The sequence below is a fragment of the Hymenobacter endophyticus genome (assembly GCF_032464715.1).
GTDB lineage: Bacteria > Bacteroidota > Bacteroidia > Cytophagales > Hymenobacteraceae > Hymenobacter > Hymenobacter endophyticus.
In genome coordinates this window covers 134,071-152,841 of the sequence record NZ_JAWDJT010000011.1, presented here as the reverse complement: position 1 = coordinate 152,841, position 18,771 = coordinate 134,071, and the positions used below count along the sequence as shown (strand labels likewise).

19 protein-coding genes are annotated in these 18,771 nt (G+C 58.6%); 12 read left to right on the top strand and 7 right to left on the bottom strand.

Translation table 11 applies throughout. From position 1 onward, the window contains the following. The first annotated feature begins 9 nt into the window (after window positions 1-9). The 6 genes from ROI90_RS16200 (at window position 10) to rplS (ending at window position 4,570) form a co-directional block, all read left to right on the top strand. Entirely contained in the window at window positions 10-717 is a 708-nt protein-coding gene (locus tag ROI90_RS16200; protein ID WP_315999403.1) for an RluA family pseudouridine synthase, read from the top strand. Between the two features lie 361 nt (window positions 718-1,078). Then, window positions 1,079-1,834 (top strand): acyl-CoA desaturase, encoded by a 756-nt coding sequence (locus ROI90_RS16195; protein WP_315999402.1) that lies wholly within the window; start codon window positions 1,079-1,081, stop codon window positions 1,832-1,834. 242 nt (window positions 1,835-2,076) lie between these two features. Further along, a complete protein-coding gene (locus ROI90_RS16190) occupies window positions 2,077-2,622 on the top strand; it encodes a 30S ribosomal protein S16 (protein WP_315999401.1) in 546 nt (181 codons plus the stop codon). Between the two features lie 118 nt (window positions 2,623-2,740). After that, entirely contained in the window at window positions 2,741-3,322 is a 582-nt protein-coding gene (rimM, locus tag ROI90_RS16185; RefSeq protein ID WP_315999400.1) for a ribosome maturation factor RimM, read from the top strand. 17 nt (window positions 3,323-3,339) lie between these two features. Next, entirely contained in the window at window positions 3,340-4,017 is a 678-nt protein-coding gene (trmD, locus tag ROI90_RS16180; RefSeq protein WP_315999399.1) for a tRNA (guanosine(37)-N1)-methyltransferase TrmD, read from the top strand. A 181-nt stretch (window positions 4,018-4,198) separates the two neighbouring features. After that, window positions 4,199-4,570, top strand: a complete 372-nt coding sequence (gene rplS, locus ROI90_RS16175) for a 50S ribosomal protein L19 (protein WP_315999398.1) — start codon at window positions 4,199-4,201, stop codon at window positions 4,568-4,570. 176 nt (window positions 4,571-4,746) lie between these two features. Here rplS and ROI90_RS16170 read toward each other — a convergent pair whose 3' ends face one another. Next, window positions 4,747-5,115 carry a hypothetical protein gene (locus ROI90_RS16170; RefSeq protein ID WP_315999397.1) on the bottom strand — a complete coding sequence of 123 codons (369 nt, stop codon included), beginning with the start codon at window positions 5,113-5,115 and terminating at the stop codon, window positions 4,747-4,749. Window positions 5,116-5,264: 149 nt separating this feature from the next. Between ROI90_RS16170 and ROI90_RS16165 the strand changes: the two genes are divergently transcribed. Both ROI90_RS16165 and ROI90_RS16160 read left to right on the top strand, forming a co-directional pair. Next, entirely contained in the window at window positions 5,265-8,219 is a 2,955-nt protein-coding gene (locus tag ROI90_RS16165; RefSeq protein WP_315999396.1) for a M1 family metallopeptidase, read from the top strand. 100 nt (window positions 8,220-8,319) lie between these two features. Beyond that, entirely contained in the window at window positions 8,320-8,922 is a 603-nt protein-coding gene (locus ROI90_RS16160) for an inorganic diphosphatase (protein ID WP_315999395.1), read from the top strand. Between the two features lie 65 nt (window positions 8,923-8,987). Here the strand turns inward: ROI90_RS16160 and ROI90_RS16155 are convergent, their stop codons facing one another. Continuing rightward, complete coding sequence (locus tag ROI90_RS16155; RefSeq protein ID WP_315999394.1) at window positions 8,988-9,698, bottom strand: DNA repair ATPase; 711 nt, start codon at window positions 9,696-9,698, stop codon at window positions 8,988-8,990. Window positions 9,699-9,974: 276 nt separating this feature from the next. Between ROI90_RS16155 and ROI90_RS16150 the strand changes: the two genes are divergently transcribed. The 4 genes from ROI90_RS16150 (at window position 9,975) to ROI90_RS16135 (ending at window position 13,363) form a co-directional block, all read left to right on the top strand. Continuing rightward, on the top strand, window positions 9,975-10,382 hold the full coding sequence (locus ROI90_RS16150; protein WP_315999393.1) for a 6-pyruvoyl trahydropterin synthase family protein: 408 nt from the start codon (window positions 9,975-9,977) through the stop codon (window positions 10,380-10,382). Further along, window positions 10,375-11,064 carry a GTP cyclohydrolase I FolE gene (gene folE / locus ROI90_RS16145; protein ID WP_315999392.1) on the top strand — a complete coding sequence of 230 codons (690 nt, stop codon included), beginning with the start codon at window positions 10,375-10,377 and terminating at the stop codon, window positions 11,062-11,064. Before ROI90_RS16150 ends, folE begins: the two co-directional genes overlap by 8 nt. 148 nt (window positions 11,065-11,212) lie before the next feature. After that, window positions 11,213-12,124: a TIGR01777 family oxidoreductase gene (locus tag ROI90_RS16140; protein ID WP_315999391.1), complete on the top strand. Its 912-nt coding sequence runs from the start codon at window positions 11,213-11,215 to the stop codon at window positions 12,122-12,124. Window positions 12,125-12,133: 9 nt separating this feature from the next. Further along, window positions 12,134-13,363 carry a hypothetical protein gene (locus tag ROI90_RS16135; protein ID WP_315999390.1) on the top strand — a complete coding sequence of 410 codons (1,230 nt, stop codon included), beginning with the start codon at window positions 12,134-12,136 and terminating at the stop codon, window positions 13,361-13,363. 38 nt (window positions 13,364-13,401) lie between these two features. On the opposite strand, the gene ROI90_RS16130 is transcribed toward ROI90_RS16135, so the two are convergent. The 5 genes from ROI90_RS16130 to ROI90_RS16110 form a co-directional block, all read right to left on the bottom strand. Next, window positions 13,402-15,789, bottom strand: coding sequence for a transglycosylase domain-containing protein (locus ROI90_RS16130; RefSeq protein WP_315999389.1), 2,388 nt, complete (start codon window positions 15,787-15,789; stop codon window positions 13,402-13,404). A 273-nt stretch (window positions 15,790-16,062) separates the two neighbouring features. Next, a complete protein-coding gene (locus ROI90_RS16125; RefSeq protein ID WP_315999388.1) occupies window positions 16,063-16,425 on the bottom strand; it encodes a hypothetical protein in 363 nt (120 codons plus the stop codon). After that, on the bottom strand, window positions 16,422-16,799 hold the full coding sequence (locus ROI90_RS16120; RefSeq protein WP_315999387.1) for a hypothetical protein: 378 nt from the start codon (window positions 16,797-16,799) through the stop codon (window positions 16,422-16,424). The genes ROI90_RS16125 and ROI90_RS16120 overlap by 4 nt, the downstream gene beginning before the upstream one ends. A 13-nt stretch (window positions 16,800-16,812) precedes the next feature. Then, the gene (locus tag ROI90_RS16115) at window positions 16,813-17,052 is read right to left on the bottom strand and encodes a hypothetical protein (RefSeq protein ID WP_315999386.1); all 240 of its coding nucleotides are present in this window, start codon (window positions 17,050-17,052) and stop codon (window positions 16,813-16,815) included. Between the two features lie 40 nt (window positions 17,053-17,092). Further along, complete coding sequence (locus ROI90_RS16110; protein WP_315999385.1) at window positions 17,093-18,718, bottom strand: DUF4153 domain-containing protein; 1,626 nt, start codon at window positions 18,716-18,718, stop codon at window positions 17,093-17,095. Window positions 18,719-18,771 lie beyond the last annotated feature (53 nt).

Sequence of the window (18,771 nt, the reverse complement as noted above, 5' to 3'; positions counted from 1 at the left end):
TACCTCCTAGTGAATCGACCAAATTTGTGGGCGGAAGGCCGGGAAATCCTGTTTGAGGACAACCACCTGCTCATCATCAACAAACCCGCCGGCCTGCTGGTACAGGGCGACGCTACCGGCGACGAGCCTCTTTCGGCAAAGGCCGAAGAATACTTGCGCTTCAAGTACAAGAAGCCTGGCGCAGCCTTCATTGGCGTGGCCCACCGCCTCGATAGGCCCGTAAGCGGCGTGGTGGCACTGGCCAAAACCAGCAAAGCCCTGAGCCGCCTCAACGAGCTGTTCCGGGATAACAAGGTGCACAAAACCTATTGGGCCCTCACCGGCAAATGTCCGGCTCCCGCGCAGGGTCACCTTACGCACTGGCTGGTGAAAGACCCCATCCGCAACACCACCAAAGCCTACACGGAACGTCATGGCCAGGGCCTGAAAGCTGACCTGGATTATCAGGTGCTGGGCCAGGCCGGTTCGCGCTGGTTGGTGCAGGTGAACCCCATTACTGGCCGCCCCCACCAGATTCGGGTGCAGCTCAGCTCCGGCCTGGGTACCCCCATCGTCGGCGACGTGAAGTACGGCTTCCTGGCGCCCCTGCCCGATGTAAGCATTGCGCTGCACGCCCGCCAGCTGGAGTTTCAGCATCCGGTTACGAAGGAGGAAATGTGCTTTAAAGCCCCCCTGCCCGATATTGCTCATTGGGAAGCGGCGGAAGCATACTACTAACAGAAGCCAGCACTGAGCGAACAGCAACTCGTTGTTTTTCAAGCTCTCCATTTCACTCTCTAACCAAGCCCCGAACGCTGAAACCAGACGTTCGGGGCTTGGTTGCTTCTTTGAACGCGTACATGAGGAGGAATACGCTGCGTTGGCTAGTAGTTGACAATGGCACCTGCTCAGTTCGTTTCTCTCTTACTTGTGTGTTTACCCTGAATAACATTTTGTCCTTTTAGAAAGACGAATTGCACTAGGGGGCTGGGGAGCCGTAGTTTTGTGGTGCGGCACTTGAACTTTAGCAGGGGATTTGAGCTTTTGGCCTCAAACGTGCCCGCCGCTCCTGGTTCCGACCTCTAACTTTTCTGCCCCTATGGCAATACTCGTTTTCTTCGTAGCGCACTACTACCTGTCGCTTTTCACGCAGACGTTCTACCTGCACCGGTACGCGGCCCATAAGATGTTCACCATGAACAAGTTCTGGGAGAAATTCTTCTTCCTGTTCACTTACATCTGCCAGGGTTCCTCGTTCCTGTCGCCGCGGGCCTATGCACTGCTGCACCGCATGCACCACGCCTACTCCGACACGGAGCTAGACCCCCACTCGCCCCACTTTTCTTCTAATGCCTTCAGCATGATGTGGAAAACCAAGGTGATTTACGGCGAGGTGGTAGAGAACCGCTACGAGGAGGCCAAGCGCTTTGAGGGTGACACCCCGGAGTGGAAGACGCTGGAGGCTTTTGGCGGCACTGCCTATAGCCGTATTGGCTGGGGCGCACTATACGTGCTGTTCTATGTGCAGTTTGCTACGGCGTGGTGGCAGTTCCTGCTGCTGCCCATCCACTTCCTGATGGGTCCCATCCACGGCGCTATTGTCAACTGGGGTGGTCACAAGTACGGCTACCAGAACTTCGATAACCACGACAAATCCAAGAACACGCTGCCCTTCGACTTCCTGGCCTTCGGTGAGCTGTTCCAGAACAATCACCACAAGCTGCCCATGCGCGTCAATTTCGGCGTGAAGAAATGGGAGCTGGACCCCACCTATGCCTTCATTTGGATGCTGGATAAGGTAGGCGTAGTGAAAGTAAAGCGTAAGTGGCAGGAATCGGTACCGATGGCCGCGTAGCCAATTTGTGAAATTGTGAAGTTCAGTTTCGTCCGTTACACTGAAGTAATAAAGCCCTTCTGCTCCGGCGGAAGGGCTTTTTCTTTGCCCGACTGCCTGTTTAGCACAGCGGCGGCGAATCATTTCCGGACGGCTTGCTCTCCGATTCGCAAATTCACCTTTCACAACTTCGCCTTTTCTCTTACCTTTGCACCTCATTTTCAACCAGACGCACGGGATGCGTCGCTTAACCAAACCGGTTTATGGCAGTTAAAATCCGCCTCGCCCGTCGTGGCCGCAAGAAGGCCGCAATGTTCGACATCGTTGTTGCTGACTCCCGCTCGCCCCGCGACGGCCGTTTCATCGAAAAAATCGGTACCTACAACCCCCAGACTAACCCCGCTACCATCAACTTCGATGGTGAGAAGGCGTTCGACTGGATCATGAAAGGTGCCCAGCCTACGGATACCGTACGCGCTATGCTCTCCTACCGCGGTGTGCTGTACCGCAAGCACCTGCAACTGGGTGTTATCAAAGGTGCCATTTCGCAGGACACCGCCGACCAGCGCTTCACTGACTGGAAAGAGCAGAAAGACGCTAAAATCGAAGGCAAGCGCACTTCGCTCGGCACCGCCAAGGATGATGCCCGCAAGCAGCGCCTGGCCGCCGAAACCAAAGTAAACGAAGCCCGTGCTGAAGCCCAGCGCGCCAAGCAGGCCGCCGCTCTGGCTGCTGCTGCTCCGGCCGCCGAAGCTGAAACCACGGAAGCCGAGGCTCCTGCCGAGACTACGGAGGAAGCTGGCGCTTAATTTCAGGTGTAAAAGGTAGAGAGTTTGAGTGTTAAAAGATGGGTAGTTGGTGTGGCTAAACGCATCAGTTCTACCATTTTTTAACGTTCAAACTCTCTACCTTTCTAACTTCCCTACCATGACGCTGGACGACTGCTACGAACTGGGTTCCATTGTAAAACCACACGGCCTGAAAGGTTTCGTGGTGGCCGCGCTGGATGTAGACGACCTGGAGGCGTATCGAAAGCTGAAAACGGTGCTGCTGGAAATGCCCACGGCCTCGGGTAAGCTCACGGAATACGCCGTAGAGAAGCTACAGCCCCAAGGCACGGAGCGGGCATTGCTTAAGCTGAAAGGTATTGAGCGCATTGAGGAGGCGGAGCCGCTGCGTAACGCCAAGCTCTGGCGCCCCCTCGCGGAACTGCCCGCTTTGAAAGAAGATCAGTTCTACTTTCACGATGTGGTTGGCTTCATGGTAGTCGATCAGCAGCTTGGTGAGCTAGGTAGCGTGGAAACCTTCTACGAACTACCTCAGCAGGACGTGCTATCCATGCGCTACCAGGGCCAGGAAGTGCTGATTCCGGTTGCGGATGAGTTAATTCTGAGCGCCGACCAAGAAGCCAAAAAGCTTTACGTGAACCTACCGGAAGGCTTGCTGGAGGTGTACCTCACGCCGGCTTCCCGGGAGCGGGACGAGCCCGATGAAGTTGTAGAGCCTTAGGCTTTCTGCCGCGAATTATGCGCATTGACATCGTTACGTGTCAGCCGGATTTGCTGATGAGCCCCTTTGCCCATTCCATCGTGAAGCGGGCGCAGGATAAGGGCTTGGCTGAGATTCATCTGCACGACCTTCGGCGCTACGCCATTAACAAGCACGGTCAGATTGACGATTACGTGTTTGGGGGTGGAGCCGGAATGGTGCTGCGCGTGGAGCCCATTGCGGCTTGTTTTGATGAGCTGCTGGCGCAACGCGCCTACGAGGCCGTCATCTACATGACGCCGGACGGGGAAACGATGCGGCAGCCGCTGGTTAATCGACTTTCGTTGGCAGGTAATCTGCTCATTCTGTGCGGCCACTACAAGGGCGTAGATGAGCGAATCCGGCAGGCGTATATCACCCACGAAATCAGCGTAGGCGACTATGTGTTGAGCGGGGGTGAGTTGGGAGCTGCTATACTGGTAGATGCGGTAGTGCGGCTGTTGCCCGGCGTGTTGGGTAACGAGGAATCAGCCCTCAGCGACTCCTTTCAGGATAACCTGCTGGCGCCACCCGTGTACACCCGCCCAGCCGAGTGGCGCAACCTCCCAGTACCGGAGATATTGCTTTCTGGCAATACCCCCAAAATTGACGTCTGGCGGCATGAGCAGGCCCTGGCCCGCACTCAGCAGCGCCGCCCAGACTTATTACAAGAGTGACGTTGGTAAACTGTGAGCGGTGAATCCACTGCCTAGAATCTGTAACTGGCGCAGTAAGAACCACAAACTCACAATTTCACAAACTCACCATTTCACAATTTAAAAATAGAGGGCTATATTTGCGCCTCTTTACCTGAAACCCTTCAGGGCGGCGCGGCCGTCCTTCACAGTTTTTCCAGCCATGAGCGTACTACTCGATTTTATTCAGCAGGAATCCCAGGAGCGCCGCGCCAGCTTCCCCAAGTTTGCAGCCGGTGACACCATTATTGTTCACGTGAAAATTCGCGAGGGCAACAAGGAGCGCGTTCAGCAGTTCCAAGGCGTAGTGATTCAGCGCAAAAACCCAAACTCGAACGGCGAAACCTTCACGGTTCGTAAGATTTCGAACCAAATCGGCACCGAGCGTATTTTCCCGCTCCTATCGCCCAACATCGACAAGATTGAAGTTATCCGTCGTGGCCAGGTTCGTCGGGCCCGTCTATTCTACCTGCGTGGCCTGTCCGGCAAAGCAGCTCGTATCAAAGAGAAGCGTCGCGTAGTAGTTGCTGCTTAAGCACACCTCGCACTTGCCTACAACGGCCGGCCCCCGCACAGGAGGCCGGCCGTTTTGGCGTTTACTAAGTGGCTACTCGTTCAGTGAAGTACAAACCAAACTGCCCCGGCTTCTGCAAAAGAGCCGGGGCAGTTTGGTTTGTCAACTGAAGAAAACCTTATCGTTTTTTTGGCAGCCTATTTAATCTGATTGGCGGCGGCGGTGAGGGCGGCGCCCAGTTTCTCCACCCGCTCAGCCGTATTGGGATTTTCAGCAAATACAGCAGCTTTAGTGGTATTTTCCCCCAAGCGGCTCAGCAGCTGAGCTACTTTGTCCTTGTCAATGCTACCACCGTTGAAGTGGGCTTTCAAATCCTGCAGGTCAGTTACCAGTTGGTGCAGCTCCGGATTGTTAACGTCCTTCAGGTCTTCGATCCAGCGCTGAAAGTGGTTGTCGAGGCCGGAACGGTCGGCTTCTTCCTGCAAATCGAGGCCCAGGAGCTTGGTTGTACCGTCGAGGTGGTTCTGGTGTTGGGTATCGTCTTTTGGTTGCTTGTGGAAAGACATCGGTAGCAAATGTTAGTCCGCTTGATACGGCGGAGGTTGGGAATAGGCTTCCAAACGCAGGCAACGGGCAAAGGTTGTGACGCATCTTCCCGGCCGAAGGGCTACTTTCGTTGCTGCTACCATCGTTTTTCCCTCCCTGTTTTTTCTGTATGAAGAAATTTTTAGCACTGAGCCTGCTCCTGGCCCAACCGCTACTAGGCTTGGCCCAGTCGGCTACCTGGCAGCAGCAGGTTAATTACTCTATTGATGTGGCGCTGGATGACCGCCAGCACGTACTTACCGGCCGTGAGGAGCTGGAGTACACTAACAACTCTCCCCAGCCGCTGGCCTTTATCTGGTTTCACCTCTGGCCTAACGCCTACCGCGACAATAGCACGGCCTTCGCCCGGCAACAGCTGCGCAACGGCAGCCGCAAGTTTCAGTTTGCCACGGCCAGCCAGCGGGGATTTATTGATGGGCTGGAGTTTCATGTAAACGGCCAGGCGGCCCGCTTGGAGTATGATGCCAGCAACCCTGACATGGCCAAACTGGTACTTCCGCAGGCCTTGGCCCCCGGAGCTAAGGCCACCATTACCACGCCATTTCGGGTAAAAATTCCCGATTCGTTTTCGCGCTTCGGGCACGTGGGGCAAGGCTACCAGATTACGCAGTGGTATCCCAAGCCCGCCGTGTACGACCAGAAGGGCTGGCACCCCATGCCCTACCTCGACCAGGGCGAGTTTTACTCCGAATTTGGCTCGTTTGACGTGCGCATCACGCTGCCGGCCAACTATACGGTAGGTGCCACCGGCGTGCTGCAAAACCCTGAAGAGCAGCAGCGCCTCGACCAGCTGGCTGCGGCTACCGCCAGCAAGAAAACGCAGCAGGACTTCGGCACTGATTTGAAATTTCCGGCGTCGGCAGCGGAAACCAAAACCCTGCGCTACGTGCAGGACCGAGTGCACGATTTTGCCTGGTTTGCTGATAAGCGGTTTAACGTGCTCAAAAGCGGGGTTACCTTACCCTCAGGTAAGCAGGTAACCTCCTGGGTTATGTTCACCAACAAGGATGCTCAGCAGTGGATTAAGGGCCTGCAGGACGTCAACGACGCCCTGACCTATTACTCGCAATGGGTAGGCGAGTATCCGTACGCCTCGGCTACGGCCGTGGATGGCGCCCTGAGTGCCGGCTCAGGGATGGAATACCCTATGGTGACCGTAACGCAGCCTTCGGCCATTGTGCACGAGGTAGGCCACAACTGGTTTTACGGTATTCTGGGCTCCAATGAACGGGACTTCCCGTGGATGGATGAGGGCGTGAACTCCTACGTGGAAAACCGCATAGCTGAACGCAACGACCCTGCAGCGGGGCAACTGAGCTTCCTGACCAAATCACCCAAAATTGCGACCAAGCTGGGCGTAGAGGGCCTGCCGGCAGCCGCCCTGAACCAGATTCCTTACCAGGCGGCGGCTTCCCGGGGCCTCGACCAACCCGTGAGCGGCCCTAAGTCTGGGGAATATGGCAAGCTCAACTATGGCGTGATTGTGTACGGCAAAACGGCTTCTTTGCTGAAATACCTGGCCGGCTACCTGGGGCAGGAAAAGTTTGACGCGGCCATGCAGGCCTACTACCAGCGCTGGCAGTTCCGCCACCCCTACCCCGAGGATATGCAGGCCGTGTTTGAGGAAACTACCGGCCAGAAACTGGATTGGTTTTTCCAGAACCTGCTCACCACTCAAAACCACTACGAAGTAGCTCTATCTGACATGCTGGTGCAGCAGGGCACCGTGAAAGTGCTGGTGCGCAACGATTCGCCGGCCCCGCTGGCGGTACCCGTTGCCACGCTGGATGCTCAGGGCAAGGTACTGGAAACCCGCTGGACGCCCGTGTTCGGCGGCACTGAGGATGAGGAGAAAGATGAAACTCAGCTCAACTTCCGGCGCGAAGGCGTGGCGGCGGTAGTTATAGACCCCGAGTACCTGACGCCCCAGCTTAACCGCCGTGACGATCAGCGCCAGCTGGAAGGCAGCTTCCCGACCTGGGAGCCTCTGCAGGTGAAACCCCTGGCCAGCCCTGAGCGCTGGGACCGGCATTTCATTAATTGGGTTCCGGTGCTGGGTGCCAACACCTCCGACAAGTTTATGCTGGGGGCCGCCTTTTATACCAACCTGCTGACGCCCAAACGGCTGAACTTCCTGGCCATGCCCATGTACAGCTTCAACCAGAAGGAGGTAAATGGCATTGGCAGCGTATCCCTGAACGTGCTACCCCAGCGCAACGTGCGCCAGCTGGTAACCAAGGTGCAGCTGACGCGCTTTGAGCGGTTTACCAAGTTGGAGCCCAGCATCACGCTGCAGCTGCCACACTCGGCCTACAACGGCGTGCAGCAGTGGGCGCGACTGGCTACCACCTCCGTCCAGAACGAGGATGAAAACCTGACTAGCAGTATTCAAACGCTGGAGTATGGCGCCAAGCACGGCAATGCGCTGCAGAGCTGGTCGGCGCAGGCGGAGCTGAATTTCTTGACTTCGGATGCCAACAGTGACAATACGGCCCGGCAGGCTACCCTGCTGCGCGCTACGGCCACCTACGGCCGCTACTACAGCGCCAAAAAACAGGTCCGCGCCCGCCTGTTCGGGGGCACGTTCCTGAAGTCCAGCAACGACTTCCTGATGGGACTGAGCGGCAGCTTCGATTACCGCCGCCAGCACACCTACCTTGACCGGCAGCAAATTTCCGATGCCTTGACTGCCCAAGTGCACCAGACGGATGACCGGGACGGAGGCTTTAAAGGCTACGTGCCGGCCGTGAGCCGTACTTGGCTGACGACGCTGAACCTGGAAGCTGACTTGCCGGTGACGTCCCTGGCAGTATACGGCGACCTGGGCGTTGGAGAAGTATTCAATGCTACCGCCTCCACTACCACCACCCGCACGTACTACGGGGCTGGTTTGATACTGCCCTTAGCCAAGAATATCTTGCGGTTATATATCCCGGTAGCAGGTTCTCAGTTTGCAAATGGCCTGCCCGAAAGTCGCCGGGACTTCACCAGCAACATCCGGTTTGTACTGCACCTGGAACAGCTTAGCCCCTTCCGCCTGCTGGATGAGCAGCTAGCCCGATAACCCTCTGCCAGCAAAAGATACAACGCCCGGCCGGCATCTGAGATGCCGGCCGGGCGTTGTATCTTTTGCCATCCGTGCCCCGACTTGTGTATCTTCTTCCATGCGAATTTCTACTTTCCTGCTGACTGGCACGCTGCTTACCGGCAGCCTCAGCGGCTGCCGCTCCAACCTGGCCGACTTGCCAACCTACTCGGCCGAGCGTAAGCTGCTGCAGGTAGTGGTGGAGATGCCCGCGGGTACCAACCGCATCCAGCGCTACAACCCCGCTAGCCAGGAGTTCGAGCCGCAGCAGCAAGCCGGCTCCGACGACCTGATTGAGTTTTTGCCAGTGCCAGGCAACCTCGGCTTTGTGCCCGCTACCCAGGTTCCGGCGCTTGCAGCTGGGGCCACGCAGCCCCTGCCAGCGTTGGTACTTGCTGAAGCTCAGCCCGCCGGTACGGTGCTGGAGGTAACCCCGGTGGCGCTGCTCACGCTGGATATCAATGGGGCACTGCAGTCGGTACTGCTGGCCGTACCTGCCAGGCCGGGCCAGCGCACCTTACCTGAGGCCACCGATTGGGGCGCGCTCAACAAGCACTACCCCGGCCTGCGCAGCTCCCTGAGCCTCTGGTTCCAGCACCGCACCCGCCCCACCGAAACGCGCATTGTGGGCTGGAAGGATGACAAGGAAGCTGAAAAATACGTACGCGCCCACATGCAGTAGCCCGCACGAAAAAGCCCCGATGGCAGTGTACCAGCGGGGCTTTTTCAAAATACTCTGTTGCCAGACTACTCGATTTTGTTCATGCGCTCTTTCACGGCTTCCAGCGCCACGCGCATGTTCACAATGTCGGCGCGGGCGGCTTCCTGTTCTTTCAGGTTCAGGTCTACCTGGTTGTTGAACTGCTGCAGTTCAGCGGCGTTCTGGGCCAGTTGCTGCTGAATATCAATCTTGCGCTGCTTGTTCTTCTCGATGTCCTTTTTGATGGCATCCGACTTGGCAATAACCGCCATGTGGTTGTCCTGAGACTGCATCAGGGCTTTCTCGGCCGTGGCAACCTGCAGGGCCAAGTCCTCGCGGTAGAGCTTACGAGCGAAGTCTTTCAGATAGCCCTCAGCCGATTTCCACTGCACGGGGGTAGCATCCTTGCTCAGGTAAGCGTTACCCAGGTCAATCGACCACCACACGGTAGTACCGGTAGGCACGGCATCTACTTTGCTGATAACGCGGATGGGGGTTTTGGCAATGGCTTCGATAACTACGCCATCCATGGTGTAGACGCCTTTATCGGCTTTCACTTTGCTGCCGAACTGCTCGTCCAGCTGCTTTTTCCAGGAATCCTCTACGCGTTTGCTGTCAAGCTGCATAGACACGCGCTGTCCTTTCCGCGGAATGCCTTTGATGGCCATATCCGTTTCATCAACGGGCGATTTTTGCGCGAAGCTCGTCACCGTAGTTGCCAGCGTTAGCAGCAGAGAAAAAAGTACGCCTCGTTTCATAAAGGGATGAAATAGAGTGTTGAAGAAATGTTGTGCAGGTGAGTAGTGCCGGCATTGCTGTATCCGACTGATCAAATTTAACCAGACTCTGAGCATCATACTAGGCTGCCGATTGATTTTTTTGGCTAAAATCACCTTTTATCCAAATAGTAATATTTAGCATTATTTAGGTACCAACAAATATTCGTAATTACCTATGCAATGGGCCTACTCCAACTACTAACCCCTTTATTTACAAGATGAACAAACGCAACTCTGCCCTGTTCTATTCTGACTATGACTGTTACCGTTTGCCGCAAGGAGCACTTCAACGCCGCCCACCGCCTGCACAACCCGGCGTGGAGCGAGGAGCAGAACAATGCCACGTTTGGCAAGTGCAACAACCCTCATTATCACGGCCATAACTACGAGCTGATTGTGCGCCTGACGGGCGAAATTGATCCGGCCACGGGGTACGTGTATGATATGAAGCGGCTGAGCGACCTGATCAAACGCGAGATTCTGGATACCTTTGACCACCGGAACCTGAACCTGGATACCGAGGATTTCCGGCAGTTGAACCCCACGGCCGAGAATATTGCCGTCGTTATCTGGAACCGGCTGCGCCCCCACCTGGAGGAGCGGTTTGCCCTGTCGGTCACGCTGTACGAGACCGAACGTAATTTTGTAGAATACCATGGATAATCCCGTGCCTGCGGCGCCCGTCGCGGACGGAGCCGCCCCCCGCCCCGCTCCCCTCGACCGGCAGCTGCCCGCCGACCTGCGTACCCCGCTTCGCGCCGATGCTTTTGCCCTCAGCGACGACGAAAAAGTAACGGCCATTGCCGGGCATTTCGAGCAGATTATGCACCTACTGGGCCTCGACCTGACCGACGACAGCCTGAGCGGCACGCCCCGGCGCGTGGCCAAAATGTACGTGCACGAGTGGTTTAAGGGCCTCGACCCCAAACACCGCCCCGAGGTGCGCCTGTTTGAGAACCGCTACCACTACCAGAACATGCTGGTGGAGCGCGACATTACGGTTTTCTCCTGCTGTGAGCACCATTTTGTGCCCATCATTGGCAAGGCGCACGTGGCCTACCTTCCGGGCGAGAATGTGGTGGGCCTGAGCAAGCTGAACCGGGTAGTGCAGTACTTTGCCCGCCGCCCCCAGGTGCAGGAGCGCCTCACCCGCCAGATTGCCGAGGAACTGAAAACGGCTTTGGGTACCGAGAATGTGGCCGTGCTGATTGAAGCCGACCACCTGTGCGTGATGAGCCGGGGTGTAAACGACACGAACAGCAGCACTATTACGGCTGAGTACGGGGGCGTTTTCGGCCAGCAGGAAAGTCTGCGTCAGGAGTTTATGCGCCTGATTGGCAAGTAGCGCCCGGGCTTGTCGGGAGCTTTTCCAACAAGACGCCGGTTTGCTTTACCTTCGTCGGCATATTTCACACAACCACTCTTCTCCCTGCTCGGCTTACGGGGGCTCTTGCTGCTCAGCACCAGGCCTTACGCGCTAAGTACCATACACTATGTCCCGTAAAGTTCTGATTACCGGGGGCACCGGAATGATTGGCACCCGCCTGGCGGAAATGCTGATTGATGGCGGCTACGAAGTGGCCCTGCTGAGCCGGACTCCCGGTAGCGGCCGGTTCCGCAGCTTCCGCTGGGACCCCTTGGCCGGTACCATTGACGAAGCCGCCGTACCCTACGCCGATTATATCATTAACCTGGCGGGCAGCAGCGTATCGGATGGCAAGTGGACGCAGGAGCGCAAGCGAGAAATCCTGTCGAGTAGGCTGGCGGGCACGCAGCTGATGGCCCGGCAGCTGGCCAAGCAAAACCACCATGTGCAGGCATTTATATCGGCCTCGGCTATTGGCATCTACGGCGACCGGGACAACCAGATTGTAAACGAGGAAACCCCGCCGGCCGAGGGCGACTTTCTGGCTGAAGTGTGCCAGCGCTGGGAAGCCGCTGCTCAGGGCGTGGCCGAGTACGGCGTTCGGACGGCTATTTTCCGCATTGGTATCGTGCTAAGCCCGGAAGGTGGGGCCCTGGTGCCGCTGGCCCGCACGGTGAAGCTGATGGCGGGGGCACCCTTAGGCTCGGGCAAGCAATACATGTCCTGGATTCACCTCGACGACCTGTGCCGCCTGTTTATTCAGGCCCTGGAAGACGCGCGTTGGGTGGGTACTTATAATGCCGTGGCCCCTAACCCCGTGACCAACCAGGAGTTTACCCGCACCCTGGCCGACGTGCTGCACCGCCCGTTGGTATTGCCCAAAGTACCAGAGTTTGGTCTGAAGCTGATGATGGGCGAAATGAGTGAGATTGTGCTGGCCTCCCAGCGCGTAAGCGCCGAGAAAACGTTACAGCAGGGCTTCACCTTCGAGCATCCACAGCTGCGCGGCGCGCTGGAGTCGTTTTACGGGGAGGAATAGGCTGCCGCGGTGCGTGCTGTTGTTCGGTTTCTGCTGGCTGGCGGGCTGGTGGTATTGGCTTACCTGAATTGGCAGCTGCTGTACACGCCCCAACTGGAAGCGGTGCAGGGCTTCCCCGTTAATCAGGAAGTGGTGGCGCAGTTGCAGTTTTTGCAAGGCCGCATGCACGACGGGGCTGGTGAGCACATGCAGGCGTTCTATCCCGAAGGCTTCGTGTACCTGAATGCGCTGTATGCCCTTACCTGGACTGAGCTGCTGCCACATCTGGCGGCCGGCTCAGCATTGCACAAACAGGCCCGGCGGGAAACAGAGTGGGCATTGCGCGAAATCCAGAGCCCAACGGCGCAATCCATCTTCGAGCCGGAGCTGCCTTTGCCTTATGGAGCTTTTTACCAAGGTTGGTCGGCGTACTGCCTGGGGCGCTACCTGCACGCGCTGCCGCCGGCCCAGCGCGACACGGCGGCGGTTCAGCGGTTCAGGCAGCAGTGCGCGTTGATTGCTACGGCCCTCAACAACAGTTCTTCACCTTTTCCGGAGTCGTACCGGGGCGCTGCCTGGCCGGCCGATGGCGTCATGTGCGCCGCCGCCCTGGCCTGGCACGACCGGCTGGAGCCCCCGCAGTACCCCGCTGTTATTCAGCAGTGGCTAGGGGCTGTATCCTCCCGGTTGGATGCTCACCAGCTGGTTCCGCACGAAGTAGAGGCTGGCTCGGGCGCCGTGCGCACGCCCGCGCGTGGCTCCTCGCAAAGCCAGCTGCTCAACTTTCTGATTGAAATTGACTCCGCCTACGCGCGGCCGCATTTCCAGCGTTACCACGCCTTGTTTCTGACAAACCGGCTAGGCTTGCCGGGCATACGAGAATCGGCCCAGGGCACCGCCGTTACCGAAGACATTGATTCGGGCCCGGTTATTTGGGGCGTTGGTGGAGCTGCTTCTTTGGTAGGCCGGCGCACCATGCAGCGTTTCGGTGATACGACTACGGCCCTGGGCTTGCGCAACAGCATTGAGGCGTTTGGCCTGCCCTGGCACAATGACAACGGCAAGTCTTACCTGCTGGGCCAGTTGCCCATTGCCGATGCATTTATTGCCTGGGGAAATGCCGTAGCGCCCCAGCAGCAGCTAAGGGCGGCGGCCGGCTGGCGTACGTCTTTTCAGTTGCTGTCCGGGGCGGTGGCGCTTTGCATAGTAGGGCTGTGGCGGCTCACGAATCGTAAAAAGCAGCACAGCCCGGACGCATAATGCATCCGGGCTGTGCTACGCACCTGCTTTGTGGCGGGCTAGTTGCCGCCCAGGCTATCGGGTAGCGGCGTGGTACCGTTGTTGAGGTTTTCCAGCAGGTTATCGACTATGATGGTATCCACGGGCTCCTCGCGCTGGCGACGGCGCGGCTCCTCGGTGGTGCACACGTACTTCTTGCTGATGGTAACGGTGGGTTTCGGAAATGGGCCCATCCGGATATCCAGCTCAGGATCCTGGTACACCTTCTCCATGTAGGTACCGAAGATGGGCAGAGCCATGCGGCCGCCTTCGCCCTGCTGGGAGTTCAGGAAGTGGATGCTCCGGTCTTCGCCGCCTACCCATACGCCGGTTACCAGATCCTTGGTGATGCCCATGTACCAGCCATCGGAGTAGTTGCTGGTGGTGCCGGTTTTGCCGCCTATCTGGTTATTTTTCTTCCACAGCTCATAGTCCCACAGGGCCTGGGAAGTGCCGCCGGGCTCCTCCATGCCGCCACGCAGCATGTAGGTCATCAGCCAGGCCGTTTCGGCCGGAATTACGCGCTTTTGCTGAGGGTCGAACTGGGCTAGTACGTTGCCGTTCACATCCTCGATGCGCGTGACCAGCATGGGCTCGGTGCGGAAGCCCTGGTTGACGAAGGTGCTGTAGGCGTTTACCATCTCAAACACGCTCACATCCCCCCCCGAGCCCAGCCCGATGCTGGGCACCGGCAGCAGCTTACTCCGAATACCTACTTTGTTGGCGTATTTGGCCACGTTATCCCAGCCCACTTTTTCGGTAAGTTGGGCCGTAACGGAGTTGACGGAGCGGGCCATGGCGTAGCGCAGCGTCATGTTCATGCCGGTATATTCGCGGGTTACGTTGTCGGGCTGCCACTCCATGGGCTTGCCGTTTTCCACGTAGTTGATGGTTACCCGCTCATCCCGGATTCGGTCGCAGGGGGAGTAACCGTTGTCCAGGGCGGTAAGGTAGACGAAGGGCTTGAAGGTGGAGCCGGCCTGGCGTTTACCCTGCTTTACGTGGTCGTACTGGAAGAAGCGGTAGTTGAGCCCCCCCACCCAGGCCTTTACCTGGCCAGTGAAGGGGTCCATGGTCATCATGCCGGCGTGCAGGAAGTGCTTGTAATACGCCAACGAATCGAGCGGGGAAAGCATGAGCGTCGTATCCCCGTCGCCTTTCCAGGTGAATACTTTGGTGGGATGCTTGCGGTGCAAAGCGGAGTCCAGCAGGTCGGGGCGGCCTTTGTAGCGGGCGGCCAGCTCCTTATACTGCTCGGTGCGCTTCATCTGAGTTTCAATGAAGTCGGGAATTTCCTTGCCGTCCTCATCCACCCAGGGGTTGGAGTCCCGGTTGCGCCAGAAGTTGTCGAAGGTGCGCTGCAGGGTCTTCATTTTCTTCTGCACGGCTTCCTCAGCGTAGCCCTGCATGCGCGAGTCGATGGTGGTATAGATGCGCAGACCGTCCCGGTACATATCGTAGCCGTTCTTTTTGCACCACTCGTTCACAGCCTGGCTGATGGCTCCGCGGAAATAGGTTTCGGGCCCGTCCACGTGCTTTTCTACCTGGTATTGCAGCGCAATGGGCGTGGCCTGCTCCTGCTGCACCTGGGCCGCCGTGAGCACGCCCGCCTGGCCCATGCGCGTGAGCACCAAATCACGGCGGCGCTTGGCGGCCTGGGGGTGAAACTTGGGGTTGAAGGCCGTGGGGTTGTTGAGCATGCCCACCAGCATGGCGGCCTGCTCGATGCTGAGGCTGTCGGGCGAGGTGCTATAGAAGGTTTTGGCGGCCACTTTCACCCCGTAGGCCTGGGAGCCATACTCCACGGTATTGAAGTAGAGGGCCAGAATTTCGTCCTTGGTGTAGCGGCGCTCCAGCTCCACGGCCGTGAGCCACTCCTTCGTTTTGCTGATGATGGTGCCTACCAGCGGCACGTGGCCCAGCAGGCCGGTATTTTCCTTGCGGCGGGTTTTGTAGAGGTTTTTGGCTAGCTGCTGCGTGATGGTAGAGCCCCCGCCCCCGCTGCCGCCGGTGGCAGCGCCAACTACCGCCCGGGCAATGGCCGTGGGGTCGATACCGGAGTGGCTCTGGTAGCGTACATCCTCGGTGGAAACCAGGGCCTTAATCAGCCAGGGCGACATTTTGCTGAGCGGTACCGGGGAGCGGTTTTCGCGGAAGTAGCGCCCGATGAGCACCCCGTCGGCGGTAAATACCTGGGAAGGCTGCTCCACCCGCGGGTTTTCCAGCTCTTCCAGGCTCGGCGACTTCCCGAATAGGAACAGGAAGTTCATGCCTACCAAAATCGGGTACAGCAGAAACGTACCGGCCCCCAGCACAAAAATGGCCCACAGCGCCCGGGAAACGCGGTTGGGCCAGCGGCGGGCAACAGGAGCAGAAGTGGATTTATTCGACGGCGTAGAAGCAGGCATGCAGGGCGCAGTGAGGCGAGCAGAACCGGCGGGGCCGGTTTGGGAGCCGCAAATATACCAGTTGCCAGCGGCCCATAGGTTATGAAGTAGCTTGGTAACACCGCCGCGGCTGCCCGGAGTTCGGTTACGAAAGCCGGAATAGAACTCCTCGAAGAAGCAAGCAGCTGCTTTTCTTGGGTGAGGATATCCTATTTCGGGCGCCTATCATCGGCAAAGCGCCCGAAATAGGGACATAGAACACATTACGTATTTCTGACTGTAGTCATAGATTTCTCACAGTAACGCCACGGTACATAGGATAAGAAATAGTAGCGCCGACACGGTAGCCGCGGCGTAGAGCCCCCAGGTAGCCAGCTGCCACACCACTTTCCACCAGCCCGTAATCTCCCAGGCTACACGGGCCGCGGCATAAGCAGCCAGCCACGGCAAGCTCATCACGCACCCGATGAACGTCACACCAAACCACACCCCGGTCTGTGGGTGATGCGGCCAGATTTCCTGCTCGAATAGCAGATTAAGTACGCAGAACACCGCAATGCCCGCCAGCAGCCAGGCCGCCCGGGGTACGGCCGGCCGCACCGTATCCTGCCCGAACCGCCACAGCCGGACCGCCTGGGTATCCAGCCAGTTCATCATAGCCACAGCGGGTTGAGGTGAATGAGGCCGGTTCCTACCAGCGCCAGACCCAGCACACTCCCCAGGTGGAACACCACGCATAGCCAGAACACCAGGCTGGGCACGTAACGACGCGTATCCAGCAGGCTCCCCGGCGACGAAGGCAGGGCCAGCGGCAGGGTGGCCTGGTACAGCACCACGGCATTGGCCGCCGTTACCAGGCCGCCTACCAGCCACGCCTGCTGCCACAGCCGTACCAGTTGCGCCAGCACGGCTTCATCGGCCGCGCCCAGGCGGTACCAGCCCGGAATCTGCCACCACGTCCAGAGCAGGGCGCAGGCGGCCACCAGAACTGCGAGGCTGCGGCCGGCGGAGTGGGGTTGAGTAATTGGCATGACGGTTTCCATATTAGCGCACCGCCACGGCTGGCCCACTTTGCCCCCACAGCAGCATCACGTGCAGCAGCGTCCAGAGCACGGAGGCCAGCAGCAGAGTGGCGCAGGGTAATACCACGGCCAACAGGCGCCGAGTGCGGGCAGCGAAGGTGGCGGCCCGCTCCCGCCAGGTAAGCAAAGCGGCCAGCGCGGCTATGCTGCCAATGCACCAGAGCAGGCCCAGCAGGGAAAAACCTACTTGCAGAAGATTCATAGTTTCTAGCGTGAAAGTTTAACAAGGAAAACCAGGCCGGTTAACGGCCGCGCAGGGCTTCGTAGGCCGAGGACTCTGCCTGGGTCCAGCTTTGCCAGTGGTGGTACTCGGGGTAGTTGCGTTGCCAGGCCGTAATGCGGTTGTGGATGGCGGCTTTGGCCTGCGCGGGCGTGGCCGTGGTTTCATAGTAGCTGCCGGGCGGGCTGATGATGATGCGCGTGGCCCCGTCGAGCACACTTTGGCGGGCGGCCAGCTCGGGCAGTACCCGCTCGGGCATTTCCAGCAGGAAACCCAGATCTACAGTGCGGAAGCGGGGGCTGAGGTTGTAGCGGGCAATCCAGATTTCCCAGTTGCCCAAAGCCAGCAGCAGCAGCAGGCCGTAAGCAGCCAGTCCGTTCAGCCGCACCAGCGAGTAGGCCGAGCGGCGCTGCCAGATTTTGAGCAGCACCGTGAGCAGCCCAAATACCGTGAGCAGCAGAAACCCGTACACCCCGATGCGCTTGTAAGCCAGGCCCGTGTGCAGGATGTAGTAGTAGTTGCGCAAACCCACCGACACGGTTAGCACCAGGTTTTGCAGCACCCACACGGTAGCGCCCCAGCGCAAAGCCGGCAGGCCGGGCTGGTAGAAGTTGAGGTTGCGGCGGAAAAACCACAGCACAATCCCCATAGCCACCAGAATACTCAGAATCAGCACGTAGGTGCCCTCGTGCACAAACTGCGTGAGGTCGAAGCCGGGCTCCGGGGTAAAGCCCAGCCAGATCCAGCGCACATCAATGAAGTTGACCAGCAACAGCAGCGCATTCACTAGCCCAAACACGGCCAGCGCCGCCAGGTACTCCTTGCGCAAATCCAGGGGCCCGGTGGCGCGCACCCGGAAATCGGGGCGCCGGACGCCAAAAGACGCTACCCGGTCGCGCTGTCGCCGCACAAACTCCCCAAACCGCGACTCCTGATCCTGAAAAAAGTGAAACGGCACCACTACCAGCGCCGCCGCCGTCAGGAGTAAGCCCAGCAGAAAAAACAGCACGTGCACCACCGAAAAGGCTGGCCACAGCGCCGCCAGCCATTCGCCCAACTGCCGAAACACAGCACTGGATAAGGCTTCGTAACGCGGGTTAGCCAGCACAAACAGGATGTGAAAGACTATCAGCACCACCAGTGGCAGCACCAGCAGACGGCCGTAAAACCGGGCGCGGGGCCAGCGGCCGGCCCCGCCCTGCGGCAGCCGCAAATAAGGCAGCAGCGCCGGTACGGCGCGTAGTGCCCCGCCCAGCCCCGTCAGCAGGGCGTAAGCTACCAGCTTCAGGTGGGGCTGGTTCACGTAGCCTATCAGCATAACCAAGGAAGCCAGACAGGCCAGCCGGGCGGCCCCGGAGCCGTACCATACTACACAACCCGCGCTGACCACTGTGCCGGCCACCATTAGTCGGAAGTAGCCGGAGCGCCACACAACCGCCTGCCGGGCCTGGCCAGCCAGCGTGGCCACCAGCACAAATGCGGTATACAGCGCCAGGTTAAGACCGGTTTCCTGGTTCCAGAACAGAATATCGAACAGCACGGCTCCGGCCGGAATTAACAGCTTCTGCAGGGCCGTGAGGGGAGCGGGGGCCCGGCGCACCGCATCGGTGGGCCCGGAGGCTGGGATTGGAGCAACAAGTGTAGCCATGGCTTTATCGAATAATTGAAAGAACTTTGTATTTCAAAGTATGAAGGCAAAAA